Genomic DNA, 13,366 nt, shown 5'->3' on the forward strand with positions numbered 1-13,366 from the left:
GTCACTCACGGTATCGAGTATCGCTTGTGTCCCAGGTCACCGATTACTTGGTCGCCTTGTCGTAGATCTGTGCGACCGAGCCGGTGCCCTGCGCGAACAGTTCCTTGTCGACGGTCTTCCAGCCGCCCAGATCGGCGATCGTGTACAGCGTGACCGGGGTCGGGAAGTCCTTGGCGAACTGCGCCGCGACGGCCGGATCGACCGGGCGGAAGCCGGCCTGCGCCCACGCCTGCTGGCCCTCGGGGGTGAACAGGAAGTCGCGGAAGGCCTGCGCCTTCGGCGCGTTCTTGGCGTTCTTCAGCACCGCGACCGGGTTCTCGATCTTGAAGGTGACCGGCGGGTTGATGTGCTCGATCGGGTCGCCGTTGCGCTCGGAGAAGATGGCCTCGTTCTCGTAGCTCAGCAGCACGTCACCGGTGCCCTGCAGGAAGGTCTCGGTGGCCTCGCGACCGGACTTCGGCTGCACCTTCACGTGCTCGGGCGAGATGAGCTGGCTCAGGTAGTCCAGACCGGCCTGCGGGTTCTTGCCGCCCTCGGACTTGGCGGCGTACGGGGCCAGCAGGTTCCACTTGGCCGAACCCGAGGAGAACGGGTTCGGGGTGACGACCTCGATACCCGGCTTCAGCAGGTCGTCCCAGTCCTTGATGCCCTTCGGGTTGCCCTTGCGGACCACGATGGTCACCACCGAGCCGAAGGGAATTCCCTTGTCCGGACCGGCATTCCAGCTCGCGTCCACCAGACCGGCGTCGACCAGGCGGGTGATGTCGGGCTCGACGGAGAAGTTGACGATGTCGGCCTCCGCGCCGTCCTTCACCTTGCGGGACTGATCTCCCGAGGCGCCGTAGGACTGCTGGACCGCCACCCCTTTGCCGGCTTCGGTCTTGTTGAACTCGGGGACCACCTTGTCGAAGCCCGGCTTCGGGACCGCGTAGGCGTAGAGGTTGATGGTGCCGCCGGAGCCGTCGGCGCCGTGCTCGCCGTCGGTGGAGTCGCTGGCGCCGCCGCTGCACGCGGTCAGCACGGTGGCCGCGACAGCGGTCAGGGCGACAGCGAGAGATCGGCGGGAGAGCCGGGTACTACGCGACATGGGAGTGGACCTTTCCTGCTGCCCGCCGGGTGAGTCGTGTACCGGACCGGCGGAAAATCGGGGGACTGCCGTAGAACCCGCCGCGTGGCGATCACGTGGCGGTGGCGCTCGCGACCCGGAGGCCGGCCTGGGGAACGGGCAAAACTGCGAAAAGGTGCGCGCGCCAGTCTACTGAGAGAGGGACGTGCAGCAGTGCCCGGTTCGAATCAACGACAGTGAATGTCCGCGACCGCGAGGCAGCCCACAGCGATCAACGCCAATTCATGGCGGACCTGGGGTACAACACTCGACGACACGCGGCAGACTGTAGCAGAGCGGAGAGAGACGCCGCGAATCATCGTGAACCGAAACACCGTATCGAGACCCGGGGGAAATCAATGACAAGTCCCGCCAGAATCCGCCGTGAGTTTCCGGGCATCTCCACCCGCGCCTGGGAGCATCCGGCCGACCGCACCGCCCTGGTGACGCTGCGGTCGCTGAGCGGATTCGACACGCTGCTGCGGGTGCTGTCCGGCCTGCTCGCCGAACGCCAGCACCGGCTGCTCTATCTCGCCACCGCGGTGCGCGTGGACGAACGCCAGTTCGCCACCGTGCACCACCTGCGCCAGGACGCGGTCAAGATCCTGGACGCGCGCACCACGCCCGAGATGTTCGTCATCCAGGATCCGAAGGCCAACGCCTTCACCATCGGCATGGATCAGCCGTTCATCGTGCTCACCACCGGGCTGCTGGACCTGCTCGACCACGAGGAACTGCGCTTCGTCGTCGGCCATGAGGTCGGGCACGCGCTCTCCGGGCACGCCGTCTACCGCACCATGCTCATGCATCTGCTGCGGCTGGCCGCCGGCATCGGGTGGATGCCGGTGGGCGGCTGGGCGGTTCGCGCCATCGTCGCCGCGCTCATGGAGTGGAGCCGCAAGTCCGAGCTCTCCGCGGATCGCGCCGGACTGCTGGCCGGGCAGGACGTGGACGCCTCGGTGCGCGTGCACATGAAGCTGGCGGGCGGTTCCCGGGTGGACGAGATGTCGCACGCCGCGTTCCTGCAGCAGGCCGACGACTACGACAAGTCCGGCGACCTGCGCGACGGCGTGCTCAAACTGCTCAATCTGGAACTGCAGACCCACCCGTTCTCGGTGCTGCGCGCCGCCGAACTGCGCCGCTGGATCGCGAGCGGCGAGTACGACCGCATCCTCAACGGCCAATACCCGCACCGGGATTCGGATAAGGACGCGCGAATCAGCGATCAGGTCAAGGAGGCCGCGCGCGCCTACCGCGAAACCTTCGACCAGTCCGAGGATCCGCTGATCCGCACCGTCCGCAACCTCGGCCGCGATGTCGGCTCCGCGGTGAACACCGTCGGCCAGGAGGTCACCGAGACGGTCTCCAAGATCGGCAAACGATTCGACGAATGGCGCAAGGGCGAGACCAACTGACTCCGCTGCGGTAGCAGGAAACGCCGAGGGTTCCGGAGGCGAACCTCCGGAACCCTCGGCGTGAGTTGCGTCTCAGTCCTCTTCGACGACCGGGGGGCTCTCGAGGAGGTCGAGGACCCACTCCTCGGTGGCGGATTCGGCGTCCTCGTCATCGGGGCGAATACGGTTGGTGAGGCGGACGCCGAGGCCGAGCAGCTGGGCTGCCTTGACCATGTCGACGGCTTCCTCGGGACCGCACAGGTGGGTGGCGATCAGGCGGGGCTCTTCGTCGAACTCCTCTTCGGCGAGCAGCTCGAGATCCAGACCTTCATCGGTAGTCATGGGGCAGCAGCGTACGCGGAGAGTTCGCCGTCGGGGTACCGAAACCCGGTCAGCGCGTGAACAACCAGGCGACGATCACGAGAACAAGCAAGGCAATCAGGGCAAGCTGGACACGTGAGCGGGGCATCAGGCGGCTTCCTTCCGGATACGGGGTGATTGCGCGACGGGGGCGGCCACTTCGCGAGCGACCGCGCGATCCCTGCCCAGCAGGTGCAGGGCGATACGCAGAACCCGATCCAGCACGTAGGCGAGACCGAAGCACACCGGCACCATGGCGGCCAGCACCACGGCGAACTGGGGGACGAAGGGCAGGCCGGCAACCCACAGTTCGACGCCGTCCCACCATCCAGCAATTCGTTGCACGACACCAGCCTAGGCCGCCGGACCGATGGTGGACGATTCGGGCCGACTGGACACATCATGAATGGATGCAGTCTTTCGACGAACCGGAGTCCAATGTAAGACCGCTGGATGGTGACGGCGACAGCCTCGACCCCATCACCATCGACACACCACGCGATCCGGACGACCGGCCGGACGCCCAGCTCTCCGACGGCTATCTGCCGACCACCGCGGGCAGCACCCGGCATTCGCCGTTCCCGCCCATCGACGACTACGCCTTCCTCTCCGACTGCGAGACCAACTGCCTCATCGCCCGCAACGGCTCGGTGGAATGGCTGTGCCTGCCCCGGCCCGATTCCCCCAGCGTCTTCGGGGCCATGCTGGATCGCAGCGCCGGGCACTTCCGCATCGGTCCCGTGGGCCGCAATGTGCCCGCCGCGCGGCGCTATCTGCCCGGCGGCCTCATCGTGGAAACCACCTGGCAGACCGAAACCGGCTGGATCATCGTCCGGGACGCCCTGGTCATGGGGCCCTGGCACAACAACGACCGCCGCAGCAACAGCCACCGCCGCACCCCCATGGACTGGGACGCCGAGCACATGCTGCTGCGCACCGTGCGCTGTGTGAACGGCGTGGTCAATCTGGAGATGAGCTGCGAACCGGCCTTCGACTACCACCGCGAACCCGCCAACTGGGAGTACACCGGCGAGGTGTACGAGCAGGCCGTGGCACGCGGTAGCGACGACTCCCCCACCCTGACCCTCACCACGGACCTGCGCCTGGGCCTGGAGGGCCGCGAGGCCCGTGCGCGCACCCGTATGGAGGAGGGCGAGGTCTGCTTCGTGGCGCTGTCCTGGTCGGAACTGCCGCCGCCGCGCACCTTCGAGGAGGCCGCGCAGAAGATGTGGTCCACCACCGAATGCTGGCGGCAGTGGATCACGCTGGGGCGCTTCCCCGATCATCCGTGGCGCGGATATCTGCAGCGCAGTGCGCTCACGCTGAAGGGGCTCACCTACGCGCCCACCGGAGCACTCCTCGCCGCGGCCACCACCTCGCTGCCGGAAACCCCTGGCGGAGAACGCAACTGGGACTACCGCTACACGTGGGTACGGGACTCCACGTTCGCGCTGTGGGGGCTGTACACGCTCGGCCTGGATCAGGAGGCCGACGACTTCTTCGCCTTCCTGCACGACGTCTGCAAGGGCGACGACGGGAAACCCGTTCCGCTGCAGGTGCTCTACGGCATCGACGGCGAACGCGAACTCACCGAGAGCGAACTGCCGCACCTGTCCGGCTACGACGGGGCGCGACCGGTGCGCATCGGCAACGGCGCGTACGAGCAACAGCAGCACGATATCTGGGGCACGCTGCTGGATTCGGTGTACCTGCACGTGAAATCGCGACGGCAGGTCCCGGAAACGTTGTGGCCCATGCTCGAACGACAGGTGCAGGCGGCGATCGAGAACTGGCGCAAGCCCGATCGCGGCATCTGGGAGGTGCGCGGCGAGCCCAAGCACTTCACCTCCTCCAAGGTGATGTGCTGGGTGGCGCTGGATCGCGGCGCGAAACTGGCCGAGCTGCACGGGGAATACGACTACGCCAAGAAATGGCACGACATCGCCGACGAGATCCGCGCCGACATCCTCGACAACGGCGTGGACTCGCGCGGCGTGTTCACCCAGTCCTACGGCAGCGATTCGCTGGACGCCTCCCTACTGCTGGTGGTGCTGAACCGCTTCCTGCCGCCCACCGACCACCGGGTGCGCGCCACCGTGCTCGCCATCGCCGACGAGCTCACCGAGAACGGGCTGGTGCTGCGCTACCGCACCGACGAGACCGACGACGGCCTCAGCGGCGAGGAGGGCTCGTTCACCATCTGCTCGTTCTGGCTGGTGTCGGCACTCGTCGAGATCGGGGAACTCCCGCGCGCCCGCCAACTCTGCGAACGCCTGCTCGGCTACGCCAGCCCGCTCAAGCTCTACGCCGAGGAGATCGACACCTCGACCGGACGCCACCTGGGCAACTTCCCCCAGGCCTTCACCCACCTGGCGCTCATCAATGCCGTCATGCACGTCATCCGCGCCGAGGAGACCCACAACGCCGGTCAGTTCGCCCCGGCCCACCCCGAACGCTGAATCGCCTCGGCGACAAGGGATTTACGCACTCCGCCCGCGCAGGTAGGCGCGGGCGGAGTGCGTTTGTCCTGAGTCGCTTCAGTACGAACGGTTCTCGCCGTAGGTGTCGGCCCGTTCGCGGAGCTCGCGAATGCGGACGAGGGTGCGTTCGATCTCGGTCAGGCGTTGTTCGCGCCCCTGACCGGAGTGCACCACGGCGGCTTCCTCGGCCGCCCGCAGCGAGGCGTCGACCGAACGCAGCGTGTGATTGGCGATCTCGGTGAAGTGATCGCGCAGATCACGCTGCACGGCCCGCAACCGGAACCGGGATTCCTTGCTGACCTGGAAGATCACATCGTCCATGAGCCGCGCGACGGCCACCTTGGCCTCGGCCTGCCGCCGCTGCTTGCGCGAGCGGCGGTCCTCCCACAGCGCGTGCACGCCGAGCAGGATGCCGGCCGCGCCGGAATACCAGTTCACCAGCGACATCCCCGCGGCGCTGGTGGCCAGGCCGACCATCAGAATGCCGCCGTAGGATCCGCGCACCGTGGTGAGCGCCTGATCGGTGACCCGGGTCTCGGCGCTGATCAGCGAATCCAGTGAGGCGACCGGCTCCAGCACCTCCCCCACATCACCCGGATTGGCAAGGCGCAGTTCCGGAGTCGGCACGCCGCTGTCCGGGAACTTGGCCGCCACCTGCTCGGCCAGCTCCACCGACCGGTAGTGCGCGATGACGAAGTTCTCCTCCACCGCCTCGCAGATCTTGGCATCCAGATCGGCGCCGAAATCCGCCCAGCCCTTGGCCGGATCCTTCTTCATGATGTCGGCTTCGGCATCGCGGATGAGGCTGCGCAGCCGGTGCCGCAGATCGTGTTCGGTATCGGCCATCAGTTCGCCGGAACCGTCGGCCAGCGCGACCTGCCAGTTGGAGGTGCGGGCGCGCAGCTGCTCGGCTTCCTCGCGGGTGCGGCGCAACTGCTCGGTGATGACCATATAGCGGCGCGGGTCCCGCAGCGTCTCGGCCTCGGTGCGCAGGGCGAGCGCCAGATGATCGGTGATGAGCTGGATATCGCGGACGGCGGCCTCGGCGGCGACGGTGTCGGCCTGGCCCAGCACATGGCCGCGCAGATGGTCCAGCAGTTGCGGCACACCGGATTCCAGATCCTGCTGCCGGTCACCGGTGGTGAGCGCGGCCTCGTGTAGTCGCGCCGAGGCCGGGGCGACGGCGAAGGCCAGCCCGGCTTCGTCGAGCAGCTGCCGGTCGCGCTGCTGCACATGCGGCCACTGCGGATACTGGTCGATCTTGTTGAGCACGCAGATGACCGTCGGGCACACCTGCTGGATCCGCTGCAGCGTCTCGATCTGCGCGTTCGAGAACGGCGACCGGGCATCCGCGACGTACAGCACGGCATCCGCGGCGGCCAGCAGCGACCAGGTCGCCGGATTCTCCGTGGGGGAACCGGGGGCGTCCAGCAGCACGAAGCCCTCCGCCAGCAGCGGGCTGGGCTGGCTGAATTCGGCCCGGACCACGGTGCTGCCGTCGAGTTCGGTGAGCACCTTGCCCGGATCCACCGGCTGGCGCTCCACCTGACCGCCGACGGCCGTGCGCACCAGGGTGGCCGTGGGCAGCGGCCCGTGTTCGACGATCACGGGCACGCTCACAGTACTGTCGGTGGCGCTGACCCGCGCGCCCACCAGACTGTTCACCAGCGTGCTCTTACCGTTGCGGGAGTCGCCCAGCACGACCAGCCGCACCCGTGGGTCGGCGACGCGCGCCCGCGAAATCTGCAGGCGCTGAGCCAGATCGGTGCGTCCGGCGGTGTGGGTGAGCGCGAGCAGCTCGTCGAGCAGCTCGACCAGCGGACCCAGCGCGTCCGGATTCTTCACCACGACACGGCGTTCCGTATCGCTCACAGCAGCAGCGTGTGGTCGTACGAACCGGGCACCGGATGGTGGGAGTCGCCGAACGCGGCGTCCGGCAGGAGGCCCGTGGTGAGACCGATGTGCTGCGCCGGGTACAGGCCGGAATCGACCAGCGGCGCGTGCACGCTCGAATCGGTCACGTCCGCAACGGGTTTCACCGGCTTGGGCACGATCTCGATCGGCTTCTGCGTGGGCGGCACCTGCAGGGTGGGCACGGGTTGCTGCACCGACGGCAGGGTCGGCGGTACGACCACGGTCGGCACGTCCACCTCATTGCTGGGCACGGTGACCGGCGGCTGCACGGGGTGGCTCACCGTCGGCGGAGTGGTCAGGCCGCCATCGGTATGGGGCACGGTGACCGTCGGTCCGCCGGTGTGCGTGTTGTCGCCGGTCTGCGGCCGGGTGCTCGGGCCCGGATCCACGGTCACAGGGCCGCTGCCGGGTGTGGTCGTCCCGCCGATTCCGGTATTGCCGCCGCCGGTCGTATTGCCCGGCGGCGTGGTGAGCGCGGGCAGCGTGATATTCGGCTGCCCGGTATCGCCGAGCCCCGGAATCTTGGTGACCGGCGGTATGGACGGCGCGGTGGTCAGGCCGACGCCACCTCCGGTCGAGGGCACGCTGACGCTCGGCACGGTGCCGCCCGGCGCGATGCTCAGCGGCACCGGCTGCGAGATCAGCGAGGCCGGATTATCGCCCGTCCCAGGCTGATTCGCGGCGAGCGCGGGCTGGCGGCCACTGTCGAACAGTGCCGGGGCGGCCGCGGCGGGCGCGGTCAACGGCGAGGGACCGTACGCGGTCAGGACGTTCGCGACCGGATGCAGGGCCGCATCGGGCTGAATGGTCGTCTGCAGCGGAGTGGTCACCACCGGCTGCGCGACGGCGACGGGCGCGACCGGCGCGACCACGGCCGGAGCCACCGGCGCGACGACAACGGGCGCGATGGATGCCGCGGGAGCGGCCGGGGCCGCGGGAGCGACGGCCACGGGAGCCGCGGGAGCGACCACCGGCGCGGCAGGCCCGACCGCGGGCGCGGCGACACCGGCGGGAGCACCCACACCGATCGACGGGCCGCTGCCGACACCACCGGCCGGTGCGCCGACGCCACCGGCAGGAGCACCAGCACCACCGGCAGAAGCACCAGCACCACCGGTGGAGGCACCTACCCCACCGACGGAGGCACCGGGGGCACCCGTCCCGGGACCCGAGGCACCGATCGATGACGGACCAGCGGTCCCGCCCGCCGAAGGCGCACCCGAACCACCCTGTGCACCAGGGGAATCAGCGTGTCCGGCCGAGTTATGAGACGCACCACCGGAATTCGCGTGCCCGCCCGAGGCGTTCCGCGCGTCGAAGGGCTCGTCGGCGGCGCGCTGGTTGCCCGACGTATCACGTACCGCCGCAACGGAGCTCACGGCGTTCCCGCTGTCGGTGGCCTGGTCCGCACCGGCCTTGTCCGCGAGGGGTGCGCGACCGTCGTCGCCGAGGAGCCCGTCATGGCCGAACAGCCCGTCGTCCTCGAACAGTCCGTCGTCGCCGAACAGTCCGTCGTCGCCGAAGAGGTCGAACGAGTCGCCCCAGTTCGGGTCCGGGTCGTGTTCCACATTCGGTGGCCGGTCGATGCCGATATCGGCTGCCGCACGCGAGGACACCCAGATTCCGTCGAGACCGACGTGCAGCTTCACCTCGACATCGGCCGCGAAGAAGAAACCGCTGCCGGGCGAGCCCGCCTCCGGCGCGGGACCGCCTCCGTGCGAAGGCATTTCGGTGCGATCGCTTTCGCCGGGCGGCCGGAGGAAGTCCGGGTTCATGAGCGTGAGATCGAGGATGTCCGGGATCCCGAGCCCGACCGCCGGGGCGGCGTCGAACAGCGACAGGTGCGAATCATCCGGCGCGCTCTCGACGGGCGAGGGCTCGTAGCCGCTGTCGGTCTCGGGCAGCCCGAGTCCGTGGAATCCGTACGCGCTCGACGGGGAGCTGGAGGCGGCGAGGGTGAATCCGGCGTCGGTGCCGTACTCGTGGTTGTCGTCCGAGCTCTGCGGCGCGCCGACGGGCGAGATGCCGCTGTGGCCGGGCGCGGTGGCGCCGGGCGCGAGGTCGGGGAAGTCCAGGGTGGGGCTGGGCAGGTCGGGTTCCGGATCGTTCACCTGTGACCAGCCGACATTGCGGCTGTCGTGATCGAGGGCCGGAGTGGCGCCCTTGTTCCCGCTGGCGGCGATGAGCGCACCGCCGGTGACATACGCGCCTGCCCTCGCGACGCGCGCGACACCGCTCGCGATGCGGTATGCGGTGTCCTCCGCGTATTCGCCCGCCTCGGCCTCGTCGTCGAAGGGCAGATCACGCGTCATGCACAGGCTCCGCTCTCGGGTGAGCGGCGGCTCGCCGAGGCGGGCCGCCGTTATCAAGTCTGTTTCACACCTTATTTCCGGATATCCCGGCTGTCACATCCGCCAGGTCAGTAGCGGTGTGCACAGTGGTGCGACACATAGCTTGTCACCCTGCATATCAAGACGGAAGACCCTGTTTTCCGCTGCATACGGGAACCACGGTTTCTTTGCGCCACGATGCCCCGCTGCCGTGCACAGCGGGACATCGAGATCGACCGGCGCTACTTCTTGGGCTTGTCCGTGCTCGAATCCGTGGACAGCGCGGCCACGAAGGCTTCCTGCGGCACGTCGACCCGTCCGATGGTCTTCATGCGCTTCTTGCCCTCCTTCTGCTTCTCGAGCAGCTTGCGCTTACGGCTGATGTCACCGCCGTAGCACTTGGCGAGCACGTCCTTGCGAATGGCACGAATGTTCTCGCGCGCAATCACTTTGGACCCGATGGCAGCCTGGATCGGCACCTCGAACTGCTGCCGGGGGATGAGCTCGCGCAGCTTGGTGGTCATCTTGTGCCCGTACGCCTGCGCGGCGTCCTTGTGCACGATGGCCGAGAACGCGTCGACAGCCTCGCCCTGCAGCAGGATGTCGACCTTCACCAGCTGGGCTTCCTGCTCGCCCGCCTCCTCGTAATCGAGTGAGGCGTAGCCGCGGGTGCGCGACTTCAGCGAGTCGAAGAAGTCGAAGATGATCTCCGCCATGGGCAGCGTGTACCGCATCTCGACGCGGGTCTCGGACAGATAGTCCATGCCGAGCAGTTCACCGCGCTTGGACTGGCACAGCTCCATGATGGTGCCGATGAACTCACTGGGCGCGATGATGGTGCACTTGGTGATCGGCTCGAAGATCTGCTTCAGCTTGCCCGCCGGCCAGTCCGACGGGTTGGTGACGATCTTCTCGGTGTTGTCCTCCTGGATCACCCGGTACACCACGTTGGGCGCGGTCGAGATGAGGTCCAGGTCGAATTCGCGCTGCAACCGCTCGCGGGTGATCTCCATGTGCAGCAGACCCAGGAAGCCGCAGCGGAAACCGAAGCCCAGAGCCACGGAGGTTTCCGGCACGTAGGTCAGCGCGGCGTCGTTGAGCTGCAGCTTGTCCAGGGCGTCGCGCAGGTCCGGGTAGTCGGAGCCGTCGACCGGGTACAGGCCGGAGTAGACCATGGGCCGCGGATCCTGGTATCCCGCAAGCGCTTCGGTGGCGCCCTCACGCGCGGTGGTGACGGTGTCACCGACCTTGGACTGGCGCACGTCCTTCACACCGGTGATGAGGTAGCCCACCTCGCCGACGCCGAGGCCCCGGGTGGGCTTGGGCTCGGGCGAGACGATGCCGATCTCGAGCAGTTCGTGCTGCGCGCCGGTGGACATCATCTTGATCCGGGTGCGCGGGGTGAGCTTGCCGTCCACCACACGCACGTAGGTGACGACGCCGCGGTAGGTGTCGTACACCGAGTCGAAGATCATGGCGCGGGCCGGGGCGTCCGACTCGCCGACCGGTGCCGGCACCTCGGCGACGACCTTGTTCAGCAGTTCGGCGACACCGACGCCGGTCTTGCCGGACACCCGCAGCACCTCGTCGGGCTCGCAGCCGATGATGTGGGCGATCTCGGCGGCGTAGCGGTCCGGGTCCGCGGCCGGGAGGTCGATCTTGTTCAGGACCGGGATGATGGTCAGGTCCTTGTCCAGGGCCAGGTAGAGGTTGGCGAGCGTCTGCGCCTCGATGCCCTGTGCGGCGTCGACCAGCAGGATCGCGCCCTCACAGGCCTCCAGCGCACGCGACACCTCGTAGGTGAAGTCCACGTGACCGGGCGTGTCGATCATGTGCAGGACATAGTCCTCACCGTCGATCTGCCACGGCAGGCGCACGTTCTGCGCCTTGATGGTGATGCCGCGCTCACGTTCGATATCCATGCGGTCGAGGTACTGCGCGCGCATCTGGCGCTCCTCCACCACTCCGGTGAGTTGCAGCATGCGGTCGGCCAGGGTCGATTTCCCGTGGTCGATGTGCGCGATGATGCAGAAGTTCCTGATCCTCGACGGATCGGTGAACGTCGTATCGGCGAAGCTGCTAATCGGAGTCACTCCTCGGCATGGCGAAACAGCGGCATGTCAACCGGCAAGTCTACGGGGCGCGGCGCGGGCACCTGCCGCCCGGAGCACCTCACGGCTGAACTGGGCTTTGCCACAGGGTGATCCGGCCCGGATGAGAACCCAGGAATTGGTCGCTAGGCTGCCGAACATGGCCGGCAGGTGGAACGCTCTGGGGAAGCAGTTGGGGATTGTCGCTAAGGAACAGGGCCAGCAGCTCGTCCGGCAGCAGGCGCCCAAACTGATCGGGAAAGTACAGCAGTCCTCGATGTGGGATCGCGCGATGAAGGCGGTGGGGACGCCGCGCAAGAAGCCGGGACCGACGGTGCGGCCGACCTCCTCGGCGGGCGTGCCGAGCCGGGAACGGGCACGTCAGATCGTGTACAGCCCGCAGCTGGACGGCCGCGCCGATCCGGGTGAGGTGGTGTGGACCTGGGTGCCCTACGAGGAGGACCCCAGCAACGGCAAGGACCGCCCCGTGCTCGTGGTCGGGCGCGACGGCAAGACGCTGCTCGGGCTGATGCTGTCCTCCAACGAGGAGCACGCGCACCATTCCAACTGGGTCGGCATCGGCCCGGGACCGTGGGATCACGCGGGCCGGTCGAGCTGGGTACGACTGGACCGCGTCCTGGACGTCCCCGAGGCGGGCATCCGCCGCGAGGGCGCGATCCTGGCCCGCAAGACCTTCGACCTGGTGGCACACCGGCTCTGCGCCGAATACCACTGGCACTGATCCGCCTCCCCGCGACTTCAGCGCCCAGGCTGAGAGCCGTCGACCGCAGGCAACGCGTGCCTGCGGTCGAGAGACGATCCGATTCTGGACGTACCCGGCGAGTTACCCGGACCGTACGAAATCAGTTGTCACCTTGGTCAACTCGCGAGGTTTCGGGAGCGGCCGAAGAGGACGCCGTACACCAGGGATCCGAGCACACCGCCGATCAGCGGGAACACGATGAACACCCACAGCTGTGCGGGTGCGCCGTTCTGATAGAAGGCCACCGCGATGCTGCGCGCCGGATTCACCGAGGTGTTGTCGACCGGGATCGAGATCAGGTGGATCACCGCCAGGGTGATGCCGATGGACAGCCCCGCCAGCGGGACGTCCGAGAGCTGATCGGTCGAGGCCAGCACCACGAACACCAGCACCGCCGTCAGGATGATCTCGACCGTGATGGTCGCGGCCAGCCCGTACCCGTTGAGGGTGATTCCGGCGATCTCGGTCTTGGAGGGGCTGTGCGCACCCCAGCCGTTCGCGCCGAGCCCGTCCTGGGCGCGGTTGTAGGAAGGCAGATTCTTGGCGACGGCGTAGATCACCGTGCCGGCCAGCAGACCGCCGATGATCTGGGCCACCCAGTACAGCCCCGCCGTCATGGCCGATACGCGGCCCAGCAGGAACTGCCCGACCGTGACGGCCGGATTCACATGGCATCCCGAGATCGGCCCGATCGCGTACACCAGGAACAACAGGGTGAACCCGAAGGCCAGCGCCACGCCGAGCGCGCCGACCCGATCACCCGCCAGCACCGCGGTGCCGACACCGCCGAGCACCAGCAGGAAGGTGCCGAGGGCTTCCGCGAACAGTTTCCTGCCCAAGGGAATCGGCTCGAGTTCCGATAGTTCTTCGACGACTTCCTGCGCTGTGGGAGACATCAGCCACCTTCCGATAAGCCCGCCGGAGCGGCGC

The 13,366-nt window shown here is 68.0% G+C and carries 11 protein-coding genes; 3 read left to right on the forward strand and 8 right to left on the reverse strand.

Features of this window, described 5'->3' with window-relative positions; all coding sequences use genetic code 11:
- Window positions 1–43: 43 nt before the first annotated feature.
- Together JK358_RS28775 and JK358_RS40690 are read right to left on the reverse strand one after the other, a co-directional pair.
- Window positions 44–1,087, reverse strand: coding sequence for a sulfate ABC transporter substrate-binding protein (locus JK358_RS28775; RefSeq protein WP_201953748.1), 1,044 nt, complete (start codon window positions 1,085–1,087; stop codon window positions 44–46).
- Window positions 1,088–1,293: 206 nt separating this feature from the next.
- A complete protein-coding gene (locus JK358_RS40690; protein WP_328601465.1) occupies window positions 1,294–1,383 on the reverse strand; it encodes an Ms4533A family Cys-rich leader peptide in 90 nt (29 codons plus the stop codon).
- 81 nt (window positions 1,384–1,464) lie between these two features.
- Between JK358_RS40690 and JK358_RS28780 the strand changes: the two genes are divergently transcribed.
- Entirely contained in the window at window positions 1,465–2,520 is a 1,056-nt protein-coding gene (locus JK358_RS28780) for a M48 family metallopeptidase (protein WP_201953751.1), read from the forward strand.
- 72 nt (window positions 2,521–2,592) lie between these two features.
- On the opposite strand, the gene JK358_RS28785 is transcribed toward JK358_RS28780, so the two are convergent.
- Both JK358_RS28785 and JK358_RS28790 read right to left on the reverse strand, forming a co-directional pair.
- Window positions 2,593–2,841 carry a hypothetical protein gene (locus JK358_RS28785; protein ID WP_201953754.1) on the reverse strand — a complete coding sequence of 83 codons (249 nt, stop codon included), beginning with the start codon at window positions 2,839–2,841 and terminating at the stop codon, window positions 2,593–2,595.
- A gap of 126 nt (window positions 2,842–2,967) precedes the next feature.
- Window positions 2,968–3,204 carry a hypothetical protein gene (locus JK358_RS28790; protein ID WP_307817785.1) on the reverse strand — a complete coding sequence of 79 codons (237 nt, stop codon included), beginning with the start codon at window positions 3,202–3,204 and terminating at the stop codon, window positions 2,968–2,970.
- A gap of 65 nt (window positions 3,205–3,269) precedes the next feature.
- Here JK358_RS28790 and JK358_RS28795 point away from each other — a divergent pair, with 65 nt between their 5' ends.
- Entirely contained in the window at window positions 3,270–5,318 is a 2,049-nt protein-coding gene (locus JK358_RS28795; protein WP_201953757.1) for a glycoside hydrolase family 15 protein, read from the forward strand.
- 78 nt (window positions 5,319–5,396) lie between these two features.
- Here the strand turns inward: JK358_RS28795 and JK358_RS28800 are convergent, their stop codons facing one another.
- The 3 genes from JK358_RS28800 to lepA form a co-directional block, all read right to left on the reverse strand.
- The gene (locus JK358_RS28800; RefSeq protein WP_307817786.1) at window positions 5,397–7,211 is read right to left on the reverse strand and encodes a dynamin family protein; all 1,815 of its coding nucleotides are present in this window, start codon (window positions 7,209–7,211) and stop codon (window positions 5,397–5,399) included.
- Window positions 7,208–9,565, reverse strand: coding sequence for a hypothetical protein (locus JK358_RS28805; RefSeq protein ID WP_201953760.1), 2,358 nt, complete (start codon window positions 9,563–9,565; stop codon window positions 7,208–7,210). Before JK358_RS28805 ends, JK358_RS28800 begins: the two co-directional genes overlap by 4 nt.
- A gap of 260 nt (window positions 9,566–9,825) precedes the next feature.
- Window positions 9,826–11,676, reverse strand: coding sequence for a translation elongation factor 4 (gene lepA, locus JK358_RS28810; RefSeq protein ID WP_307817787.1), 1,851 nt, complete (start codon window positions 11,674–11,676; stop codon window positions 9,826–9,828).
- Window positions 11,677–11,833: 157 nt separating this feature from the next.
- Here lepA and JK358_RS28815 point away from each other — a divergent pair, with 157 nt between their 5' ends.
- Window positions 11,834–12,415: a type II toxin-antitoxin system PemK/MazF family toxin gene (locus JK358_RS28815; RefSeq protein WP_201953763.1), complete on the forward strand. Its 582-nt coding sequence runs from the start codon at window positions 11,834–11,836 to the stop codon at window positions 12,413–12,415.
- A gap of 137 nt (window positions 12,416–12,552) precedes the next feature.
- Here JK358_RS28815 and JK358_RS28820 read toward each other — a convergent pair whose 3' ends face one another.
- A complete protein-coding gene (locus tag JK358_RS28820; protein ID WP_201953766.1) occupies window positions 12,553–13,332 on the reverse strand; it encodes an aquaporin in 780 nt (259 codons plus the stop codon).
- Window positions 13,333–13,366 lie beyond the last annotated feature (34 nt).

Source organism: Nocardia acididurans, assembly GCF_016741815.1.
GTDB classification, from domain to species: domain Bacteria; phylum Actinomycetota; class Actinomycetes; order Mycobacteriales; family Mycobacteriaceae; genus Nocardia; species Nocardia acididurans.